This window comes from Plantibacter sp. VKM Ac-2885 (assembly GCF_015351205.1).
In the GTDB taxonomy this organism is placed as follows: Bacteria; Actinomycetota; Actinomycetes; order Actinomycetales; family Microbacteriaceae; genus Plantibacter; species Plantibacter auratus.
This window is the reverse complement of record NZ_JADKSK010000002.1, coordinates 1,407,137-1,428,729: the sequence shown is the minus strand read 5'-3', so window position 1 is coordinate 1,428,729 and position 21,593 is coordinate 1,407,137. Positions and strand designations below refer to the sequence as shown.

Here is a 21,593-nt window from a genome sequence, read left to right as displayed (position 1 = left end):
GCGCTGCGCTTCGGCACGCGCCGGGGCCGCCAGCCACGGACTGGACACCTCACCACCACCCATCCACGTCGACCGGTTCTGCGGACAGTGTATCCGCCGCAGCCCGCCGGTCGACGGGTAACCTCAGGCGGCCGGACGGAACCGGCGGAGGCGCAGGCTGTTGAGCACGACGAACACGCTGGAGAACGCCATCGCCGCACCCGCGATCATCGGGTTGAGGAGGCCGAGGGCGGCGAGCGGGATCGCCGCCACGTTGTACGCGAACGCCCAGAACAGGTTGCCGCGGATGATCCCGAGCGTCCGTCGGGAGAGCCGCACGGCGTCGATCGCCGTGGCGAGGGAACCGGAGACGATGCTGAGGTCGGCTGCACCCTTGGCCGCATCCGTGCCCGTCCCCATGGCGATCCCGAGATCGGCCGTGGCGATCGCCGCGGCGTCGTTCACCCCGTCGCCGATCATCGCGACGCGGTGACCAGCCGACTGGAGCCGTTCGACGGCGGCGACCTTGTCGGAGGGGCTCGCGTCGGCGATCACCTCGGTGATCCCGACCTCGGCCGCGACCCGCGCTGCGACGGCCGCGTTGTCGCCGGTGAGGAGCACCGGTGTCATCCCCAGGGACACGGCACGTCCGATGGCGGCGCGGGCCTCCGGCTTCACGGTGTCGGCGACCTCGACGACGCCGCGGACCTCGCCGTCCCAGGCGACGACCACCACGGTGCTCGCACGCTCCGCGGCTGCAGCCAGGGCGCTCGCCGCGTCCGGCCCGATGCGGAAGCCCTGGTCCTCCGCGAAGGCGGGACGTCCGGCCAGCACGCTTCCGCCGTTGATCGTGCCGGTGACGCCGAGACCCTCGAGGCTCGCGAAGTCCGAGACCACCGGACGAGCTGCATCGCGGCGGGTCGCTTCCGCGACGATCGCCTCGGCGATGGGGTGCTCGGATGCCGCTTCGAGCGCCGCGCCGAGCGCGAGCACCTCGTCCGTCGCACCGGCCGCCCAGACCTCCCTGACGCTCATCCGCCCGGACGTGACGGTCCCCGTCTTGTCGAGCAGGATGCGGTCGATGCCGCTCGCCCGCTCGAGCGCCTCCGGTCCGGCGATGAGGATGCCGAGCTGCGCGCCACGCCCCGTCCCGACGAGGAGGGCCACCGGGGTCGCGAGTCCCAGCGCACACGGGCAGGCGATGATGAGGACGGCGACCGCGGCGGTGAACGCCGCCTCCATGGTCGAGCCGGTGAACGCCCACACGATGGCGGTGCCGAGGGCGATCACCAGGACGACCGGGACGAACACGCTCGAGACGCGGTCGGCGAGCCGTTGGACCCGGCTCTTCCCGAGCTGCGCCGCCTCGACCGCCTGAGCCATGCGCGCCAGCTGCGTCTCGGCGCCGACGGCCGTCGCCCGCACGACGAGACTGCCGCCGCGTGCGATCGTGCCACCGATGACCCGCGAGCCTGCCGTGAGCTCGACCGGGACGGACTCCCCCGTCACGAGACTCTCGTCGACACTCGCCGCCCCCTCGACGACGATTCCGTCGGTGGCGACGGACTCGCCGGGACGCACGAGGAAGTGGTCTCCGACGAGCAGCTGCTCGATCGGGATCCGTTCCTCGGTGCGGGTGGGCGCCATGAGGTCGGTGGGGTCCGGCGCACGGTGCCGGAGCACGGAGACCTCGGAGGCGCCCAGCGTCATGAGGTCGCGGAGTGCCTCGCCGGCGGCACGCTTCGACCGCTGCTCGATGAGGCGGCCGGCGAGCAGGAAGACGGTCACGCCGGCGGCCACCTCGAGGTACAGCGCGCTCGACGGGTCGGCGTCGGGTGCGAAGAAGGTGAACTCGTGCCGCATGCCCGTCATCCCGGCCATGCCGAAGAAGAGCGCCCAGACGGACCACAGGTACGCGGCCCCCGTCCCGAGCGTGATGAGGGTGTCCATCGTCACCGAGCCGTGCCGCAGCGTCACGAACGTCGCCCGGTGGAACGGGTACCCACCCCAGAAGACGACCGGCGTCGCGAGGGTCAGCGAGAGCCACTGCCAGTGGTCGAACTGCCAGGCGGGGATCATCGCGAGCAGCACGACGGGCAACGCCAGCACCGCACTGACGACGAGGCGGGTACGGAGCGTCGTCACGGTCGCCGAGGGGTCCGACGGCGGTCCCGACGTCGGAGTCTGCTCCCGGTTCGCCGCGTCGCGTTCGTCAGCGGGCGGACGCACCGTCGCCGTGTAGCCGGCCTTCGCGACGGCCGCGACCAGCTCGTCCGCGGTGACGGTGGAGGGCGCGGTCACCGTCGCCCGTTCGGTCGCGAGGTTGACCTGCGCCTCGACACCGTCGAGCGCGGTCAGCCGCTTCTCGACGCGTGCCACGCAACTCGCGCAGGTCATGCCCTCGATGTCGAGGTCGAGCTGGATGAGTGGAGCGCTCATCAGCGACGACCCACGAGGGTGTAGCCGGCTTCCTGGACACCGGCACCGATGGCCGCCTCGTCGGCCGATGAGGCACCCGAGACCGTGACCGTCCCCGCGTCGAGATCCACGGCGACCCCGTCAACGCCGGAGAGCGCGGAGAGCTCGGTCGTAACGGCGGACACGCAGTGCGCGCAGGTCATGCCGTCGACCCGGTAGGTGGTGGTTGCGGTGGTTTCGGACATGCGTCCTCCTCAGTGGATCGGAGCCTTCACTATACCCCCAGGGGGTACCCCTTGCAACCGTCCGCGGGACGCGATCGCCGGGTCAGCCGAGCAGGTCGAGCGCCCGCACCGCCGCCCGCTCCTCCTCGAGTTCCGCCACGGAGGCGTCGATGCGGCGCTGCCAGACGGGCGCGACGTCGAGCCCCTCGACCACCTCCCAGCGTCCGTCGACCGAGCGGGCCGGGAACGAACTCACGAGCCCCTCCGGCACGCCGTACCAGCCCTCCGATGGAAGCGCCACGGAGGTCCAGCGTTCCGGCCGGCCCGGGATCGCCGTGCCGTTCACCCAGTCATGCACGTGGTCGATGGCGGCGGCAGCGGCCGAGGCGGCGGACGACGAGCCGCGCACCGCGATGATCTCCGCACCGCGCTTCGCCACCCGTGGGATGAACTCGTCGGCGATCCACTCCTCGTCGACGAGTTCGAGGGCCGGACGACCTCCGACCGTCGCGTGGGAGAGGTCCGGCACCTGGGTCGCCGAGTGGTTGCCCCAGATCACGACGCCGTCGATCTCGGACACGGGTGCGCCGGTCTTGGCGGCCAACTGCGCGACGGCACGGTTGTGGTCGAGTCGGGTCAGGGCGGTGAACCGTTCGGCCGGCACCCCGCCTGCCGCCGACTGCGCGATGAGTGCGTTCGTGTTGGCCGGGTTGCCCACCACCAGGACGCGCACGTCATCGGCCGCGCCGGCTCCGATCGCCGCGCCCTGCGGTGCGAAGATCCCGCCGTTGGCCGCGAGGAGGTCGGCTCGCTCCATGCCCGGACCACGTGGACGGGCACCGACGAGCAGGGCGACGTCCACCCCGTCGAAGGCGCGCGACATCTCGGTCGTCGCCTCGACCCCCGCCAGGAGCGGGAACGCGCAGTCCTGCAGTTCCAATGCCGTGCCCTCGGCCGCTCCGAGACCCTGCGGGATCTCGAGCAGGCGCAGGACGACGGGCCGATCCGGCCCCAGCAGCTGACCTGACGCGATGCGGAAGAGCAGGGAGTAGCCGATCTGGCCTCCGGCTCCGGTGACGGTGACGACGGTGGGTTCGCTCATACGCCCACGCTACTCCGCGGCCTCCGGCGTGGGTCGGGAGGCCTGCATGTCCGCCTCTGCGGAGTCCACTGCGTCGTGCTCCTCGGGAGACACCGGGCCCACCCGGCTCTTCCGCTGGGCCGAGGTCTCGGACGGCAGCGCGACCGCCGCCTCCGTGATGCGGTTCGCCATCCCGTTGAAGATGATCCCGTGGAAGGGCAGGATCGCGAACCAGTAGAGGCGTCCGCCGAGCCCCTTCGGGAAGAAGACGGCGCGCTGCCGGTAGACCGAGCCGTCGCCGACCGGGGTCGCGCTCATCTCGAGCCATGCCAGACCGGGCACGCGCATCTCCGCGCGCAGGCGCAACATCCGACCGCGTTCGAGGTACTCCACGCGCCAGAAGTCGAGGGCGTCCCCGACGCTCAGGTGCTGCGGATCGTCGCGACCACGTCGCAACCCGACACCACCGACGAGCTTGTCCATCCAGCCACGGATCGCCCACGCCAACGGGAAGGAGTACCAACCGTTCTCGCCGCCGATGGACTCGATCACCGAGAAGAGACGGTCGGCGCTCGCCGAGGTCTTCCGCTCCTTGAGATCGATGTAGACGGTGTGTCCGGCCCAGTCGGGGTCGCTCGGCAGCGGGTCGCTCGGCGCGCCGTCCACGGTCGCGTTCCGCCAGGAGGTCTCGACCTCACCGTCCCGCATGCGCTGCAGTGCCAGGCGCACCGCGCGTCGGTACCCCGTCAGGCCGCCCTCCGGCGGCGGGATGACCGCGTCGATGTCGTGGTCGCCCATGACGCAGTCGACGAGCAGCGACTCGATGATCGGCGACGCGAGCCGGCGTGGGATCGGCGTCACGAGGTTCACCCACTGCGAGGCCAGCCACGGGGTGAGGACCGGGAGCGGCGCGATCGGGCGCTGCGGGAGGCCGGCCTCGACCGCGTAGCCGTTCATCATCTGTCCGTACCGGAGGACGTCGGGGCCGCCGATGTCGAAGGCCCGGTTCACGTCGCGGTCGACCTCGGCGCTCGCCAGCAGGTAGTGCAGGACGTCACGGACCGCGATCGGCTGGATGAAGTTCCGGACCCAGCGCGGCGCCGGCATGTACGGCAGGATGTCCGTCAGATGGCGGATCATCTCGAACGAGGTCGATCCGGAACCGATGACCACGCCGGCCTGCAGGACGATCGTCGGAACGCCCGAGGCGAGCAGGATCCGCCCGACCTCGGTGCGGGACCGCAGGTGCTTCGACAGCTCGACGCCCTCGGGGTGCAGGCCACCGAGGTAGACGATGCGCGACACCCCTGCAGCGGCAGCGCCGGCGGCCACGTGCTCCGCGGCGTCGAGCTCCGTCTGCTCGAAGTCGCCCTTGCCGCCCATGGAGTGCACGAGGTAGTAGACGACGTCGACGTCCACGCAGGCCGATGCGACCTGAGCCGCGTCACCGAGATCACCCTCGACGACCTCCACCTGATCGCGCCAGGGCACGTCGGTGAGCTTCTGCGGCGAGCGCACGAGCACCCGGACCGTGTACCCGGCCTCCAGCAGCCGCGGCACGAGCCGCCCGCCGATGTAGCCGGTGGCACCCGTGACGAGCACGCGCTTCGGAGTCGATGATTCGGTCATGGATGCAACGTTACGACCCGTCGACGCCAGCGGCGCCCGGCTGTACAGCCGGGCGCCGCTGTGCAAGCACCCCGTGGGCGTCGCGATCCGCTAGAGGAGCGCCTTCGTGTGCCAGACGGTCTTCACCTCGGTGAACGCGGTGATGCGGTCGAGGCTCGCCGGGACCGAGCCCCGGGAACCGTTCGGGCGGACCACACGCTTGAGCGTCTCGGCCGCGAGGACCTCGAGCTCGATCCAGTCGAGTGCTCCGGCGCCGGCGAGGTCGATCGCGTTGACGTCGGCGTGCGAGGCGAGCCACGGAGCCATCTCAGCCGGCGATCCGGTCAGCACGTTCACGACGCCGCCGGGGACGTCACTCGTGGCGAGCACCTCGGCGAGGCTGATCGACGAGAGCGGCAGGCGCTCGCTCGCGATCACGACGACCGTGTTCCCCGCGACCAGCGCTGGAGCGACGACGCTCACGAATCCGAGGAGCGACGAGTCCTGCGGCGCGATGAGCGCGACGACGCCCGTCGGCTCCGGAACCGAGAGGTTGAAGTACGGACCGGAGACGGGGTTCGCTCCCCCGACCACCTGGACGTACTTGTCCGCCCAGCCCGCGTACCAGACCCAGAGGTCGATGGCCTCGTCGACCTGTGCTGCGGCCTTCGCCTGCGAGACGCCTTCAGCCTGGACGATCTCCTCGATGAACTGCGCCCGGCGACCCTCGAGCAGCTCGGCGATGCGGTACAGCACCTGCCCGCGGTTGTAGGCGGTGGCACCCGACCAACCGGCGAGTGCCGATCGTGCGGCGACCACCGCGTCGCGGGCGTCCTTCCGCGAGGCGAGCGATGCGTTCGCGAGGAACTCCCCCTTGGCGTTCGTCACCTCGTACGTCCTTCCGGATTCGCTGCGTGGGAACTTGCCGCCGATGGCGAGCTTGTAGGTCTTCGGGATGGTGAGCCGGCTCATCGCTGGGCTCCCTTCTTGGCAGCCTTGGGGGCCGCGGTGGGGGCGGACAGTGCGGAACCGGCCGGCGCGAGGTAGGCACCGAGCCCGTGGCGGCCACCCTCGCGGCCGTACCCGGACTCCTGGTACCCGCCGAACGGGCTGGCGGGATCGAACCGGTTGAAGGTGTTCGCCCAGATGACGCCGGCGCGGAGCTTGTCCGCGACCGCGAGGATCCGGCTGCCCTTGTCGCTCCAGATCCCGGCCGACAGTCCGTACGGGGTGTTGTTCGCCTTCGCGATGGCCTCCGCGGGCGTCCGGAAGGACATGACCGAGAGGACCGGCCCGAAGATCTCCTCGCGAGCGATCCGGTGGCTGGTGGACACGTTCGTGAAGATCGTCGGCGCGAACCAGAACCCGTTCTGGGGCAGCTCGCAGTCCGGGCTCCACCGTTCGGCGCCTTCGAGCTCGCCGATGTCCGAGAGCTCGCGGATGCGGGCCAACTGCTCGGCCGAGTTGATCGCGCCGACGTCCGTGTTCTTGTCGAGCGGGTCGCCGACGCGCAGCGTCTGCAGACGGCTCTTCAAGCGGTCGACGACCTCGTCGTGGATGCTCTCCTGGACGAGGAGCCGGGATCCGGCGCAGCAGACGTGACCCTGGTTGAAGAAGATGCCGTTGACGATGCCTTCGATGGCCTGGTCGATGGGGGCGTCGTCGAACACGATGTTCGCGGCCTTGCCACCGAGCTCGAGCGTCAGGCGCTTGTCGCTGCCGGCGATGGTCTTCGCGATCTCGCGCCCGACGGCGGTCGACCCGGTGAAGGCGACCTTGTTGACGTCGGGGTGGCGCACGATCGCCGCCCCGGTCGCTCCGGCACCCGTGACGATGTTCACGACACCGGCCGGCAGCTCGGCCTGCTGGAGGATCTCGGCGAAGATGAGCGCCGTGAGCGGCGTGGTCTCGGCCGGCTTGATGACGACCGTGTTGCCCGCGGCGAGCGCCGGTGCGACCTTCCACGCGAGCATGAGGAGCGGGAAGTTCCACGGGATGACCTGCCCGGCCACGCCGAGGGCACGGGGGTTCGCGCCGAGGCCCGCGTAGTCGAGCTTGTCGGCCCAACCGGCGTAGTAGAAGAACCAGGCGGCGACGAGCGGGACGTCGACGTCGCGGGACTCCTTGATCGGCTTGCCGTTGTCGAGGCTCTCCGCCACGGCGAGCTCGCGGGCGCGCTCCTGGACGAGGCGCGCGATCCGGAAGAGGTACTTGCCGCGGTCGGCGCCCGACAGCTTCGACCAGACGCGGTCGTAGGCACGCCGCGCGGCGGTGACGGCGCGATCGACGTCGGCGTCACTCGCGGCGGAGATCGTCGCGATCGACTGCTCGGTGCTCGGCGAGATCGTCTGGAAGGTCCCACCAGTGCCCTCGGTGAACTCGCCGTCGATGAAGAGGCCGTACTCGGAACGGAGGTGGAGGACGGAGGTCGACTCCGGGGCTGGTGCGTATTCGAGGAAGCTCATGATGTCCTAGTCGATGGTGACGTAGTCGGGGCCGGAGTAGTGGCCGGTGGTGAGTTTCTGACGCTGCAGGAGCACGTCGTTGAGGAGGCTCGAGGCACCGAAGCGGAACAGGTGCGGCTGAAGCCACTCCTCGCCGACCGTCTCCGCGACGGTCACGAGGTACTTGATCGCGTCCTTCGAGGAACGGATGCCGCCGGCGGGCTTCACACCGATCTGCTCACCGGTGAGGCGGTGCCAGTCCCGGACGACCTCGAGCATGAGGAGGGTGACCGGGAGGGTCGCCGCGGGCGCGACCTTGCCGGTGGACGTCTTGATGAAGTCGCCGCCCGCGAGGATGGCGAGCCAGGAGGCGCGCTTCACGTTGTCGTAGGTGTTCAGCTCGCCGGTCTCGAGGATGACCTTGAGGTGCGCCGAGGTGCCGTCGCTGCGACGGCAGGCCTCCTTGACCGCGACGATCTCGTCGAAGACCTGGCCGTACCGACCGGAGAGGAACGCACCCCGGTCGATGACCATGTCGATCTCGTCCGCTCCGGCGTCGACGGCGTCGGCCGTGTCGGCCAGCTTGACCGCGAGGGAGGCGCGTCCGCTCGGGAAGGCCGTCGCGACCGCCGCGACGTTGATCCCGCCTGCGTCGTGTCCCGCACCCGGCTGCGTGTGCGCCGCGCCGAGCGCCTCGACGGCGTACGGCACCATGTCGCCGTAGACACAGACCGCGGCGACGCGCGGGGTGGTCGGGTCCCCGGCGTCCGGCGTGATCGCCTTGGCCACGAGGGAGCGCACCTTGCCGGGGGTGTCGGCGCCCTCGAGGGTGGTGAGGTCGATGAGTTCGATGATGCGGTCGAGCGCCCAGGCCTTCGACGTCGTCTTGATCGAGCGCGTTCCGAGATCCGCTGCGCGCTGTTCGAGCCCGACGGCGTCGACGCCCGCGAGGCCGTCGAGGTAGCGTCTGAGGCTGGCATCGGTGACGGGGCCGTCGACGAGTTCGAGCGCCGTCGGCTTCGCCACGAGGTCGCCTGGTGGTGTGGTCATGGTGCGTTCCTTCCGAGCAGTTCCTGCTCCGGGGTGTGCTGCTTGGCGGATGATGGTTCGTGGTCGGCGAGGAGTGCCGTCGCGGTCGCCTCGTCGGTGACGAGCACGGTGCAGAGGCCGCTGCTGACGACGGCTCTCGCGACGGCGTGCTTCTGGGCTCCGGCGATGACCGCGATGCTGCGACCGGCACGTCGGAGCGCTTCGAGTCCGAGCCCGACCGTGCGCTCGTCGAGTGTGGGGTCGACGATCATGCCCTCGGCGTCGATGTAGCGCCCGACGACGTCGCCGACGGCACCGCGTGCGACCAGGACGTCGACGTCCGCGGCCGTGAGGTACCCGCTGTGGACGAGGGCGGAGTCCGGCCCGGCCACGCCGGCACCGTACAGGTAGGTGTCGGCCGCTGCGGCCGTGCTGAGCACCTCCGCGACGGTGCGGTCCGACTCGATGCTCAGCTTCGTCTCCAGGCGCTCGAAGATCGCCGGGCTCGGGAGCAGGGTGACGTCGCCACGGCCCTTCTCGGCGATCCGTGCAGCCGTGGCGGCCGCGGTGCCGACGCGCTGGTTGAGGCTCACGCCGCCGTTGATCTGCACGACGGAGAGCCCCGTCGCCCAGCCGTCGGACAGGTGGTCGGCGATGTCGCGGAGTGTCCTCCCCCAGCTCACGCCGAGCGTCCGCGGCACCGGTCGCATGGCACCGAGGTAGTCGGCCGCCGCGCGCGCGACGCGTTCGTGGAGGTCGGCACTGTCACTCGGACTCGGCACGACGACCGCGTCCGTGAGTCCGAAGCGCTCGCGGAGCGCCCGTTCGAGTGGGAGGCGGCGTGCGCGCGGGTGCACGATCTCGATGCGGATGTAGCCGAGTTCGCGGGCTTGGGCGAGGAGCCGACCGACCTTCCACCGCGTGATGCCGAGCAGCGCGCCGATCTCGTCCTGGGTCTTCGTCTCGTCGTAGTACAGCTCCGCGGCGCGCACCGCGAGCAGCTCGTCGCTTTCGATCACCTCGGGCCTCCTCCGGATCGTCTCCAGCCTAGGACGCCGTCACCACCCGGACAACGCCTGTTGGTACCCATGCTCAGATGAGCAGAGGCCGGTGCGCGGATGCGCATCGCCGCCGGGGATCCGTCCGGAGGTCGAAACAGACCGGTCAGCGACCGCGTGCTGCGAGGTCTGCCTCGATCGTCGTCGGTCGGCCGGTGATCCGGCCGGCGATGGCGCACAGCGCGCCCGTGGCCAGCAGGAGCAGCAACGGGACGGTCCACGATCCGGTCACGGCGTGCAACAGGCTCACGACCAGGGGGCCGAGTGCACCGAGGGTGTAGCCGACGCTCTGCACAAAGCCGCTCAAGGCGACCGCGCCCTCGTGGGTCGCCGTCCGCAGGTTGATGAGCACGAGGGCGAGCGGGAACAGCAGCGGGCCGAGCCCGGCCAGCAGCACCCACAGCCACGTGAGCGTCGCCGGCCACAGGAGCAGCCCGAGATAGCCGAGCACGAAGCACGCGCTCGCGACGTAGACGAGGACGGCGACGTTCCGCAGCCTCGCGACGAGCATCGGGACGATCAAGCTCGCCGGGACACCCATCGCGGAGAAGAGCGAGAGCAGCAGGCCACCCTGGGCCGGGGTGACGCCGGCGACGTCACCGACGATGGTCGGGAGCCAGGTGAACATCGCGTAGGCGTTCAGCGACGAGGTGGCGAACACCGCCGCGATGGCCCACGCGATCGGCGAGCGGTGGACGAGGACGCGACCGGCGCGGGGCACCTCCTCGATCTCGGGGTCCGTCGCGGCGGCGGCCCGGGCGTCTCGACGCTCCCGGACGATGAGCGTGATCCAGGGCAGCACGGCGAGCATGGCGACGATGGACCACACCCCGAGCGACACCTGCCACCCCGCCGCATCGGCGACCGGTACGGCGATCAGCGGCGGGATGAACGTGCTGACCGACAGGACCGTCGCATAGAGGGAGGTGACGAGGCCGACGCGGTCGGGGAAGTACTTCTTGACCAGCGGTGGGAGCACGACGTTGCCGATGCCGATCCCGGCGAAGCAGAGCGCACTCCCGATCGCGAGGACGGCGAAGTCGGGGGCGAGCGAGCGCATGAGGTGCCCGGCCACGATCGACCCGAGTGCGATGAGCAGCACCGGCTCGAGGTGCAGCCGACGCACGAGTCGCGGGGTGAAGACGCCGAAGAGGGCGAAGCACAGTGGCGGCAGCATCCCGAGGAGCCCCAGCCCGACCGACCCCACGCCGATGTCGCCGTCGATCTCGGCGAAGATCGGCGACAGCGAGGTGACGGCCGTGCGGAGGTTCGCCGCGACCAGCACGATACCGACGAGCGCGAGGGCCCTCCCCCGCCACAGGGGCGGGGTTTCGGGAGTCACGCGCCCCAGTTCGGCGACGGCGCCACGACACGCTCGATCGGTGCGGCGTCCGAACCGATCACGCCGACCGCCCAGGACCGGGATTCGACTCCCGGCTCGTCCCCCACCGGCGGGATGGGCGTGACGTCGGCCCGGATGAACACCCCTGGCGTACCGTCAGGCAGGGTGTAGCGCTGGACATCCTCCGGTGCGGCTCCCTCGGCACCCGAGACCTCCGCAGCCACGGCTTCGGTGTCGTCGCCCACAGCGTAGCCACCGACCACCTCGATCCGGACACCCGACTCCTCGGCGGACTCGACGAACACGACCGTCGCAGGGGTGTACGGCTCGCTCTGCTCGACGTCGCTCTCGACGACGGCCAGGCCACCCCAGGTGTAGCGGGTGCCGGGTGGGGTCTCGTTCCCAGCGGGATCGGCTGAGACGACGGGGTCTGCGCCGAACGCGGCCGTGAGGGCTGCAACGAGCGATGCGGCGGGGTCGAAGTAGCGCGCAGAGGCGATCAGCGTGTCGTCCTCCGCGACGACCTCCACGGTCTCCGCGCCGATCACGACGCGCGAGGCCACCGGCGCGGGTGCCGCCGTGGGTGTGGACGACGTTGCGGTCGTCGTCGGGCTGGCACTCGGCGCAGCCGCTTGCGGCGCACAGCCGACGAGGAGCAGGAGACCCGCGACGAGCGCAGGCAGGACACGAAGACGTGAGTGCATGGTTGGATTCCCCCGGGTGATGTGGCCCGAACGGGCGTTCACCAGCCTATCGATCGGCACGTTCATGCGCGTCGGAGACACCCCGAGACGCAGCGCGTCGGCTAGGACAGCATCCGGCGCGCGCGCTCGACGTCGTCGGTCATCTGCACGATGAGCGGCTCGATCCCGGTGAAGGCGACCATCCCGCGGATGCGCTCGACGAACTGCACCTCGACCTCGTCGTCGTAGAGGTCGAGATCGGTCTCGTCGAGGACGTAGGCCTCGACCTGCTTCTGCGGGACGCCGTCGAAGGTCGGGTTGTTCCCGACCGAGATCGCCGCCGGATACCGACGTCCTCGCCAGAACAGCCACCCTGCATACACGCCGTCCGCGGGGATGAGACCCTGCGAATCGGGAGACAGGTTGGCGGTCGGGAAGCCGAGTTCCCGGCCACGCTTGGCGCCGTGGACGACGACACCCCGCACGCCGGGCGGACGACCGAGGAGCCGCGACGCCTCGCGGACGTCCCCCTCCTCGAGGAGTTCGCGGATCCAGGTGGACGACACCCGACGCCCGCCGCCGGGACGGACGTCGTCCACGACGCGCACGGAGAAGCCGTAGACCTCACCGAACGACTCCAGCGTGGCGACCGTGCCGAGGCCGCGATGGCCGAAGCGGAAGTCCTCGCCGACGAGGACCGTCTTGGCATGCAACGCTCCGACGAGGATCGAGGTGACGAACTCCTCCGGCGTGAGCTGGGCCAGGGTCTGGTCGAAGCGCAGCAGCAGGGCCGCGTCGACCCCGGCGTCCGCCAGGAGACCGAGCTTCTGCTCGTTGCTCACGAGCGACGCCGGGCAGCGGTCGGGGTTGATGAGACTCAGCGGGTTGCGGTCGAAGGTGACGGCGACGGAGCTGAGACCGGCTGCCGCGGCCTCCTCGAGGAGCGCGGCGACGACCGCACGGTGACCCGTGTGGACGCCGTCGAACTTGCCGATGGTGACGGCCGACGGTCCGAACGCGTCTGGGACCTGGTCGAGCTCGGTGAACGTGATCATTTGCCGGTACGCCGATGTCCGGCCAACCACCACAGTCCGAGGACCGGGAGGACGAGCGGGATGTAGACATAGCCGCGGCCGAAGCCGGACCAGACCGTGTCGTGGGGGAACAGCTCGGGATCGAGCAGGCTCAGCAAGCCGACGATCAGGACCCCGGCGAGCTCGAAGGAGATCGTGGCCCATGCGATCCGCCGCCAGACGGCGCCTGGAGCGACGAGCGAGACGGTCGCCAGGATGTACACCACCGCGGCGACGGCCGAGAGCAGATAGGCCAGTGGCGCCTCGTCGAACTTGGTCGTGATCTGCACCACGGACCGGCCGGTGGCGGCGAGCGCCAGGATGCCGTAGACGGCGACGAGCACGACCCCGACACCACGGACGCGTGGGCGGGCTGGAGCGGTGGTGGGGAGAGGCATGACCCGACGATTCTATGCGACGCAGGCCCTCGCCCAGACACTTCGCGACGGTCACGCGAGCTGCGGTGCCGTCGTCCTCCACCGCCGTCGGTGCGCCGACGGTCAGCCGAGCTGGACGGTCCAGATCTGCTCCATGCGGTAGAGCATCACCGCGATCGCGAGACAGACGACGCCGAGGACGACCGTCGACCATCGGGTGCGCTCGACGAGCGCCCAGAACCCGCCGGCGATCGGCAGGATCATCGCGGAGACGAGGTAGGTGTAGAACTCGGGCACACTCCCCGTGGCGGTGTTCCCGAACGCGGGCGCGGCGATCGCCACCACCAGTTGCGCGATGAGGAGGACCTCGACGAGTGCCGTCGCCCCCATCGTCAGGTCGTTCGGCGCGCGCCCGGCGAACCCGAGCACGATGCAGAGGAGCCCGGCCACGACCGCGACCGCGATCTGGGCGAGGGTGAACCACTCGATCATGCCGATTCCTCCGCCGGGAAGTTCACGACCGACTTGAGCAAACCGCCACGGCGCTCGACGAGCCCCACCAGTCTGCCGTCCGGCGCGAGGGCGGCGATCGGACCGGTGTGGCCGGCCGGCAGCTCGCGTTCGAGCCGCTTCCCGTGGCCGAGGTCGACCGCCTCCTGCTCCGTGAGCTCGAGGGCACCGAACAGGCGCTTCGCGACGTCGGCCGGGTGCAACAGCGCCGTCTCAACGTCGAGGTCGTCGATCGTCGACGCGTCTGTGACGTCGAAGGGTCCGATCCGGGTCCGGCGAAGCGCGGTGAGATGGCCGCCGACGCCGAGGGAAGCCCCCAGGTCGCGGGCGAGGGCACGGATGTAGGTGCCGGAGGAGCAGACGACCCGGACGTCGACGTCGACGGCCGCACCATCCCGACGGATGGCCAGCACGTCGAACGCACTGACGGTGACCGCACGGGACTTCAGCTCCACCTCGATCCCCTCGCGGGCCAGGGCGTAGGCGCGCTTCCCGCCCACCTTGATGGCGCTCACCGTGCTCGGCACCTGCTCGATGTCGCCCGTCAGCGGACGGATCGCGGCGATGATCGCATCGTCGTCCACCGCTGCCACCGCGGCCTGGTCGGCGCGCTCGGTGACCTCACCTTCGGCGTCGTCGGTGGAGGTCGCCTCGCCGAGGCGGATGGTCGCCGTGTACTCCTTGTCGAGACCGACGATGAACGTCAGCAGTCGGGTCGACGAGCGCGTGCCCAACACGAGCAGCCCGGTGGCCATGGGATCGAGCGTTCCCGCATGCCCCACCTTGCGCGTGCCGGCGAGCCGTCGCACCCGGGCGACCGCGTCGTGGGAGGTGTGCCCCTGCGGTTTGTCGATGAGGAGGATACCGGGACGGGCGGACGCCGACCCGGGTGCTGCTGTGCTGTTCTCGACCACCTTGCAACGGTACCAGCGGCGGTCGGCACCGCCGGGCGGCCGGAGCACCCCTGGGCGGCGGCGCTCAGCAGAAGTCGGCGAAGATCCGCCGTGGGTGCCGCTCGTCCGTGTTGTCCACGAGGGCGGTCGCCCGCGCGGTCGGGTCGTCGTCCTTGCGGTAGAGCGCCTGCCCGCCCACGTAGCGCGCGTTGGACGGCGCCGTCGGGTCGCCGTCGACGCCGAGGCGCTCGTGCAGCCGCTCGTAGGCCGTCGCCATCGGGACGTCGAGCCAGACCGACGCATGCCAGAGGCCGCGGAGCTCGGGACGGTTCAGGAAGACGCCGTCGACGATGAGGACGGCGTCCTGCGGGCCGGTCGTCCAACGCAAGGGAGCGCCGACGTCGCGCTGCTCGTCGAACCCGACGAGTTGGAAGCCGGCGCTGCCTGCCAGTCGGAAGGGTTCGACGAGCACCCGGCGGAACAGCGAATAGTCGAACGAGTCGAGCCAGTAGCCCTCGGCCGAGTCCCGCCCCCGCGCGTACCGTTCCTCGCGAGGACGGTGGAAGTCGTCGATCGAGGCACGGAACACCGCGCGTCCGGCCTCGTCGAACACCTCGGCCAGTCCGTCGGCGAACGCCGCCGTGCCGGAGCCGCTGACGCCGTCCACCGCGATGAGGGTGCGGCCTCGTGGGTAGTCCCGCTGGAACTGGTCTCGCAGCTGCCGGAGCAACTCGATCCGTGGTGTCGTGACGAGCTTCATAGCGCCGAGCCTACCCGCGCGGATCGTAGGCTGGTGCGGTGCCGCCCGAACCCTCCGACCTCGCCCCGCTCGTGACGGGATGGTTCCGCACCAACGCGCGCGACCTCCCGTGGCGACGCCCGGGGTTCCCCGCCTGGGGCACGCTCGTGTCGGAGTTCATGCTCCAGCAGACGCAGGTCAGCCGGGTGATCCCGCGGCTCGAGGAGTGGCTCGGGCGCTGGCCGACGCCCGCCGACCTGGCGGCCGAACCACCGGCCGAAGCCGTCCGCGCCTGGGGCCGACTCGGCTATCCGCGCCGAGCGCTCTGGCTCCATGCGGCGGCCACCCAGATCGCCGAACGGCACGACGGCATCGTCCCGTCGGACGTGGACCAGCTCCTGGCGCTCACCGGCATCGGCGACTACACCGCCCGCGCCGTCGCCGTCTTCGCCTATGGGGACCGGCACCCGGTGGTGGACACGAACACCCGACGGGTCATCGCCCGCGCCGTCCGCGGCCAAGGCGAGCCCGGCCCACCGAACGCCAAGGCGGACCTCCCCGCCATGGAGGCGCTCCTGCCGGAGTCCCGCTCGGAGGCAGCCGTCTTCAACGCAGGGTTGATGGAGATCGGCGCGGTGGTCTGCACGGCTCGAGCCCCGCGGTGCGAGGAGTGTCCGCTCCGCGAGGTGTGCGCGTGGCGCGCGGCGGGATACCCGGCCTACGACGGACCGGTCAAGACGAAGCAGAAGCAGTTCGCGGGCAGCGACCGACAGGTCCGGGGCATCATCATGGCCGAGCTCCGCTCGACCCACCGCTCACTGACGGACGAGGAGCTCCGGGCGCTCTGGCCCGACGGCGAGCAGTTCGACCGCGCACTCGCCGGACTGGTCGCCGACCGCCTCGCGGTGCGCGTCGACGGCGGGTACGCCCTCCCCCACGACTGACCGGTCCCTGAGCCCTGCCCGGTCTCTGAGCCTTATGCGGCCCCTCAGCCCGAACCGCCCCTGAGCCCCAAACGGCCCCTCAGCCTCAAACGGGCCCTGAGCCTGTCGAAGGGCGCACTTCGACAAGCTCAGTGACCGAACGAAGGAATCCGCACTTCGACAAGCTCAGTGACCGAACGAAGGAATCCCCTCGTCGACAAGCTCAGTGACCGAACGAAGGAATCCCCTCGTCGACAGGCTCAGTGACCGGATGAAGGAATCCCGGTCCCTGAGCCTGTCGAAGGGGTTGTGCGAGGTGTCTAGTCCTCGGCGTCCACGTCGCGCGGCTTGACGTAGGGGTCCTCGTCGCCGGCGTAGGCGGCACCGGCGGCAAGCCCGGCCACCTCGGTGTCGCGGTTCTTCGCCTCGCGCAGCAGGTCTTCGATGTGCTGCGCGTTCTCCGGGATCGCGTCCAGGAAGAAGTCGAGGCTCGGCGTCAGCCGGGTGTTGATGTTGCGGCCGATCTCGGCACGCAACAGGCCCTTGGCGGACTCGAGCGCGGCCGAAGTGTCGGCGCGTTCCTCGTCGGAGCCGTACACCGTGTAGAACACGTTCGCGTGCTGGAGGTCGCCGGTCACCTGTACATCGGTGATCGTCACGAAGCCGAGCCGCGGGTCGCGGATGCCCTTGTCGAGCCGTTTGGCGATGACTTCCTTGATGCGGTCCGCCAACTTGCGGGCCCTGGGGTTCTCTGCCATCTCGTCCTCCTCTGATGACCGTCGGGCGGAGGGCCGCCCGACGGATGCTGCACACACAATACAAGCAGGAATCCCCGCCGCCCTCCCGGAGGAGGACGACGGGGACCGGCCGAGCGGACTAGCCGCGCGGCTTCTCCTTCATTTCGATCGTCTCGATCTCGTCGCCGATCTGGATGTCGTTGAACTTGCCGAGACCGATACCGGCCTCGAAGTCCGTACGCACCTCGGTGACGTCGTCCTTGAACCGACGCAGCGATTCGATCGCCAGGCTGTCGCCGACCACGACGCCGTCGCGGATGACCCGCGCCTTGGCGTTCCTCGTGATCGTGCCCGAGCGGACGATGACACCCGCGATGTTGCCGAACTTGGAGGAACGGAACACCTCGCGGATCTCGGCGACACCGGACTGGACCTCTTCGTACTCGGGCTTGAGCATGCCGGTGAGGCTCTGCTCGACGTCCTCGAGTGCGTTGTAGATGACCGAGTAGAACCGGACGTCCACACCTTCACGGGCCGCACGCTCGCGGGCCTTCGGGTCGGGGCGCACGTTGAACCCGATGATGATCGCGTTGTCGATCGTGGCGAGGTTGACGTCGGACTCGGTGACCGCACCGACACCGCGGTGGATGATCCGCAGCTGGACGCTGTCGTCGACGTCGATCTTGAGCAGCGACTCCTCGAGTGCCTCGACGGCACCGGAGACGTCACCCTTGATGATGAGGTTGAGCGACTCGACCTTGCCCTCTTCGAGTGCACGGGTGAAGTCCTCGAGCGAGATGCGCTTGCGAGCCTTGGCCAGAGCGGCGTTGCGCTCCGCGGCCTCACGCTTCTCGGCGATCTGACGCGCGGTGCGGTCCTCCTCGGTGACGAGGAAGGTGTCGCCGGCCCGAGGAACACTCGAGAGGCCCTGCACCTGGACGGGACGCGAGGGACCCGCCTCGGCGACGGTGTCGCCGTTCTCGTCGACCATCGCACGGACGCGGCCGTAGGCCGTACCGGCGACGATCGCGTCACCGACGCGGAGCGTACCCGACTGGATGAGGACGGTCGCGACCGAACCGCGGCCCTTGTCGAGCTTGGCCTCGATGGCCACACCGCGTGCATCCTTGTTCGGGTTGGCGCGCAGGTCGAGACCGGCGTCCGCGGTGAGCAGCACGGCGTCGAGGAGGTCCTTGATGCCGGTGCCGGCACGAGCCGAGACGTCGACGAACATGACGTCTCCGCCGTACTCCTCGGCGACGAGGCCGTATTCGGTCAGCTGCTGGCGCACCTTGGCCGGGTTGGCGTCGGGCTTGTCCACCTTGTTGACCGCGACGACGATCGGCACGTTGGCCGCCTGCGCGTGGTTCAAGGCCTCCACCGTCTGCGGCATGATGCCGTCGTCGGCCGCGACCACGAGGATCGCGATGTCGGTGACCTGCGCACCACGAGCACGCATGGCGGTGAACGCCTCGTGACCCGGGGTGTCGATGAAGGTGATCGGACGCTCGATGCCCTCGTGCTCTGCGACGACCTGGTACGCACCGATGTGCTGCGTGATGCCACCGGCCTCGCCGGCGACGACGTTCGCGTTGCGGATGGCGTCGAGGAGGCGCGTCTTACCGTGGTCGACGTGACCCATGACGGTGACCACGGGAGGACGGACGGCGAGGTCCTCGTCGGACTCGTCCTCCAGCTCCTGGTCGAGGTCGATGTCGAAGCCCTCGAGGAGCTCCCGGTCCTCGTCCTCGGGCGAGACCATCTGGATCTTGTAGCCGAGCTCGGAACCGAGCACGTCGAAGGTCGCCTCGTCGAGCGACTCCGTCGCCGTCGCCATCTCACCGAGGTGGAACAGCACGGTGACGAGGTTGCCGGGGCTGGCGTCGATCTTGTCGGCGAAGTCCGAGATGGACGCGCCACGACGCAGACGGATGATGGTGTTGCCGTCGCCGCGGGGGACGCTCACGCCGCCGAGCGACGGGGCTTCCCGCAGCTCGAATTCGGCCCTCTTCGTCCGCTTCGACTTACGTGCCTTGCTCTTGCCGCCACCGCGACCGAAGGCACCTGCGGTACCACCGCCGGGTCCGCGACCACGACCGCCGCCGCCACCAGGGCGACCCGCGAATCCACCGGCTGGTGCACCACCGGGGGCACCACCGGGACGGAAGCCGCCACCGGCGCCACCGGGACGGAAGCCGCCGCCACCGGCGGGACGACCTGCGCCACCCGGACGACCGGGGCCACCGGGACGCTGACCCTGCCCGACGCCCGGACGGGGCGAGCCGGGGCGCGGAGCCTGCGGACGCGGGATGTTGCTGGGGTTCGGACGCTGACCCATGCCCTGAGCCGCTGCGAACGGGTTGTTCCCCGGACGCGGCGTGCCGGTCGGGCGCTGGCCCATGCCCTGCGAGGACGCGAACGGGTTGTTCCCCGGACGCGGAGCACCGGGACGGGGGCCGCCCGGCTTCGCGGCGTCGCCGGAGGGCGAGTCGCCGGCGGTCGGAGCCGCGGGTGCGGACGGTGCCGCCGGAGCAGCGGCTGCGGGTGCCTCCGCCGCAGGGGCGGGGGCGGCCGGAGCCTTCGGGCCTGGGGCGGCCTGCTTCGGCGCAGGCGCAGCGGGCGCCTCGGCCTTGGGGGCGGGTGCCGCGGGGGCCGGAGCCTTGGGAGCGGCGGGACCCGGGGTCGGAGCGCCGGGCGTGGCCGGTCGCTTCGCCGGGGCGGCGGGGGCGGCTGACGCCTTCGCGCCCTCGGCCTCGAGGGCCGCGCGCAGCTTGCGGGCCACCGGTGGTTCGATACTGGAAGACGGTCCCTTGACGAACTCGCCCAATTCCTTGAGCTTCGCCATGGCGATCTTGCTGTCTACTCCGAGTTCGGATGCGATCTCGTGTACACGTGGTTTTGCAGCCACAATTCTCCTGTCTGAGCTTGCACCCAGGCAGGGGCAAGCGTTAGTGGTGGACGGTGCTCATTTCGAGCCGCTCATGAGTTGTCCATTAGCCGTTCAGCCTGTTCTCTCGGAATGCCGCACCCGGGTGGGGCGGCAGCAGGATGCAGGCCCGGGATCCGGGCCTGATACCTGCGGTGGGAAGCACGGTGTGCGCCGGAGCGCTCTCGCGTGCAGTCACCATCGTACACCCCGACCCTGGGTGCGGGCTCACCACCGGATCGTGAGCGGGTCGTTCGAGCCCGACGACGTCATTCAGCCGTCGGCGCGGCCGGTTCCGTCGACACGAAGGCCCGGACCGCCGACGCGTCGGGTCCCGTGGTCAGTCTGAGCGCCCTCGTGAACGCCCGACGCTGCACCGCCTGGTCGACGCACGCCGACGTCGGGTGCACCCAGGATCCGCGGCCCGGCAGGCGCGTCGCGGCGTCGGGGACGAGCGCCCCCTCGACCGCGACGACGCGCAGCAGTGCCGAGCGCGGCTCGCGACGGCGACAGCCGACGCAGGTCCGCACCGGTTCCATCCGGCTCAGTCCGACTCGAGGATCGAATCCGGCTGGATGTCGATCTTGGCGCCGGTGAGCTTGGCGGCGAGACGGGCGTTCTGCCCCTCCTTGCCGATCGCGAGCGACAGCTGGTAGTCCGGCACGAGCGCCCGGACGGCCTTGAGCGACTGGTCGATGACGTACGAGCTCGTGACCTTGGCCGGCGAGAGCGCGTTCGCGACGAACGTCGGCAGGTCGGGCGAGTAGTCGACGATGTCGATCTTCTCGGCACCCAGCTCGTCGGTGACCGCGCGGACACGACGCCCGAGCTCACCGATGCAGGCGCCCTTGGCGTTGATGCTCGGGTCGTTCGCCTTCACCGCGATCTTGGTCCGGTGTCCGGCCTCGCGAGCGAGTGAGACGATCTCGACGATGCCGGATGCGATCTCCGGGACCTCCAAGGCGAACAGCTTCCGTACGAGTCCGGGGTGGGTGCGCGAGACGGTGATCTGCGGACCCTTGAGGCCCTTCGTCACGCTCGTCACGTACACGCGGATGCGTGCACCGTGCGGGTACTCCTCACCGGCCACCTGCTCCTCGGGCGGAAGGATCGCCTCGATGGTGCCGAGGTCGACGTGGATCATGCGCGGGTTCGGGCCCTGCTGGATGACGCCCGCGATGATGTCGCCCTCGCGGCCCTTGAACTCGCCGAGGACGGCGTCGTCCTGGATGTCGCGGAGCCGCTGGAAGATGACCTGCTTCGCGGCGAAGGCGGCGATGCGGCCGAAGTCGTCCGGCGTGCTCTCGGCCTCTCCGATCAGGACACCCTCGTCGTCGAACTCGGGCACGAACACCCCGACGTGGCCGGTCTTGCGGTCGAGCTGGACCCGCGCTGCCGGGACGTCGCCGCGCGAGGTGGTGTCGGTACCCTCGGTGCTCTTCAGGTACGCACTCAGGATGGCCTGCTCGATGATCACGACGAGCTCCTCGAACGGGATCTCCTTCTCGCGTTCGATCGACTTCAACAAACCGAGATCGATGTCCATCGA

General features: G+C 70.3%; 20 protein-coding genes. 1 reads left to right on the top strand and 19 read right to left on the bottom strand.

All coding sequences use genetic code 11. The annotated features are described in order from the left end of the window. Positions 1 to 123: 123 nt before the first annotated feature. The 15 genes from ITJ66_RS19045 to ITJ66_RS18975 all read right to left on the bottom strand — a co-directional run bounded on the left by ITJ66_RS19045 (position 124) and on the right by ITJ66_RS18975 (position 15,479). A complete protein-coding gene (locus ITJ66_RS19045; RefSeq protein WP_194645589.1) occupies positions 124 to 2,418 on the bottom strand; it encodes a cation-translocating P-type ATPase in 2,295 nt (764 codons plus the stop codon). Continuing rightward, positions 2,418 to 2,642 (bottom strand): heavy-metal-associated domain-containing protein, encoded by a 225-nt coding sequence (locus ITJ66_RS19040; RefSeq protein ID WP_137243265.1) that lies wholly within the window; start codon positions 2,640 to 2,642, stop codon positions 2,418 to 2,420. The genes ITJ66_RS19045 and ITJ66_RS19040 overlap by 1 nt, the downstream gene beginning before the upstream one ends. 82 nt (positions 2,643 to 2,724) lie before the next feature. Continuing rightward, on the bottom strand, positions 2,725 to 3,723 hold the full coding sequence (locus tag ITJ66_RS19035; RefSeq protein ID WP_191941373.1) for a malate dehydrogenase: 999 nt from the start codon (positions 3,721 to 3,723) through the stop codon (positions 2,725 to 2,727). Between the two features lie 9 nt (positions 3,724 to 3,732). Beyond that, a complete protein-coding gene (locus ITJ66_RS19030; RefSeq protein WP_086473915.1) occupies positions 3,733 to 5,331 on the bottom strand; it encodes an SDR family oxidoreductase in 1,599 nt (532 codons plus the stop codon). A 90-nt stretch (positions 5,332 to 5,421) separates the two neighbouring features. After that, positions 5,422 to 6,282: an aldehyde dehydrogenase gene (locus ITJ66_RS19025; protein WP_194645587.1), complete on the bottom strand. Its 861-nt coding sequence runs from the start codon at positions 6,280 to 6,282 to the stop codon at positions 5,422 to 5,424. After that, positions 6,279 to 7,775 (bottom strand): aldehyde dehydrogenase family protein, encoded by a 1,497-nt coding sequence (locus ITJ66_RS19020; RefSeq protein ID WP_192018573.1) that lies wholly within the window; start codon positions 7,773 to 7,775, stop codon positions 6,279 to 6,281. Before ITJ66_RS19020 ends, ITJ66_RS19025 begins: the two co-directional genes overlap by 4 nt. Positions 7,776 to 7,781: 6 nt before the next feature. After that, the gene (gene deoC / locus ITJ66_RS19015; RefSeq protein WP_194645585.1) at positions 7,782 to 8,804 is read right to left on the bottom strand and encodes a deoxyribose-phosphate aldolase; all 1,023 of its coding nucleotides are present in this window, start codon (positions 8,802 to 8,804) and stop codon (positions 7,782 to 7,784) included. After that, positions 8,801 to 9,802 (bottom strand): sugar-binding transcriptional regulator, encoded by a 1,002-nt coding sequence (locus ITJ66_RS19010; protein ID WP_137243268.1) that lies wholly within the window; start codon positions 9,800 to 9,802, stop codon positions 8,801 to 8,803. The genes deoC and ITJ66_RS19010 overlap by 4 nt, the downstream gene beginning before the upstream one ends. A 145-nt stretch (positions 9,803 to 9,947) precedes the next feature. Further along, positions 9,948 to 11,183: an MFS transporter gene (locus ITJ66_RS19005; RefSeq protein WP_079707148.1), complete on the bottom strand. Its 1,236-nt coding sequence runs from the start codon at positions 11,181 to 11,183 to the stop codon at positions 9,948 to 9,950. Next, the gene (locus ITJ66_RS19000) at positions 11,180 to 11,887 is read right to left on the bottom strand and encodes a hypothetical protein (RefSeq protein ID WP_137243269.1); all 708 of its coding nucleotides are present in this window, start codon (positions 11,885 to 11,887) and stop codon (positions 11,180 to 11,182) included. The genes ITJ66_RS19005 and ITJ66_RS19000 overlap by 4 nt, the downstream gene beginning before the upstream one ends. A 101-nt stretch (positions 11,888 to 11,988) precedes the next feature. Continuing rightward, on the bottom strand, positions 11,989 to 12,921 hold the full coding sequence (locus tag ITJ66_RS18995; RefSeq protein WP_064294502.1) for a bifunctional riboflavin kinase/FAD synthetase: 933 nt from the start codon (positions 12,919 to 12,921) through the stop codon (positions 11,989 to 11,991). Continuing rightward, complete coding sequence (locus ITJ66_RS18990; RefSeq protein ID WP_064294503.1) at positions 12,918 to 13,337, bottom strand: hypothetical protein; 420 nt, start codon at positions 13,335 to 13,337, stop codon at positions 12,918 to 12,920. The genes ITJ66_RS18995 and ITJ66_RS18990 overlap by 4 nt, the downstream gene beginning before the upstream one ends. 102 nt (positions 13,338 to 13,439) lie before the next feature. Next, positions 13,440 to 13,808, bottom strand: coding sequence for a hypothetical protein (locus tag ITJ66_RS18985; protein WP_064294504.1), 369 nt, complete (start codon positions 13,806 to 13,808; stop codon positions 13,440 to 13,442). After that, positions 13,805 to 14,740: a tRNA pseudouridine(55) synthase TruB gene (gene truB, locus ITJ66_RS18980; protein WP_137243270.1), complete on the bottom strand. Its 936-nt coding sequence runs from the start codon at positions 14,738 to 14,740 to the stop codon at positions 13,805 to 13,807. The genes ITJ66_RS18985 and truB overlap by 4 nt, the downstream gene beginning before the upstream one ends. A gap of 64 nt (positions 14,741 to 14,804) precedes the next feature. Next, positions 14,805 to 15,479, bottom strand: a complete 675-nt coding sequence (locus tag ITJ66_RS18975; protein WP_137243271.1) for a uridine kinase — start codon at positions 15,477 to 15,479, stop codon at positions 14,805 to 14,807. Between the two features lie 38 nt (positions 15,480 to 15,517). On the opposite strand from ITJ66_RS18975, the gene ITJ66_RS18970 reads away from it, so the two are divergent. After that, positions 15,518 to 16,402, top strand: coding sequence for an A/G-specific adenine glycosylase (locus tag ITJ66_RS18970; RefSeq protein ID WP_307783492.1), 885 nt, complete (start codon positions 15,518 to 15,520; stop codon positions 16,400 to 16,402). Positions 16,403 to 16,701: 299 nt separating this feature from the next. On the opposite strand, the gene rbfA is transcribed toward ITJ66_RS18970, so the two are convergent. The 4 genes from rbfA to nusA form a co-directional block, all read right to left on the bottom strand. Continuing rightward, complete coding sequence (gene rbfA, locus ITJ66_RS18965) at positions 16,702 to 17,139, bottom strand: 30S ribosome-binding factor RbfA (protein ID WP_079707157.1); 438 nt, start codon at positions 17,137 to 17,139, stop codon at positions 16,702 to 16,704. Between the two features lie 118 nt (positions 17,140 to 17,257). After that, positions 17,258 to 20,026, bottom strand: coding sequence for a translation initiation factor IF-2 (gene infB, locus ITJ66_RS18960; protein ID WP_194645584.1), 2,769 nt, complete (start codon positions 20,024 to 20,026; stop codon positions 17,258 to 17,260). A gap of 287 nt (positions 20,027 to 20,313) precedes the next feature. Further along, positions 20,314 to 20,583 carry a YlxR family protein gene (locus ITJ66_RS18955; RefSeq protein ID WP_137243273.1) on the bottom strand — a complete coding sequence of 90 codons (270 nt, stop codon included), beginning with the start codon at positions 20,581 to 20,583 and terminating at the stop codon, positions 20,314 to 20,316. Between the two features lie 5 nt (positions 20,584 to 20,588). Then, positions 20,589 to 21,590: a transcription termination factor NusA gene (gene nusA / locus ITJ66_RS18950; protein WP_192006629.1), complete on the bottom strand. Its 1,002-nt coding sequence runs from the start codon at positions 21,588 to 21,590 to the stop codon at positions 20,589 to 20,591. Positions 21,591 to 21,593: the final 3 nt, after the last annotated feature.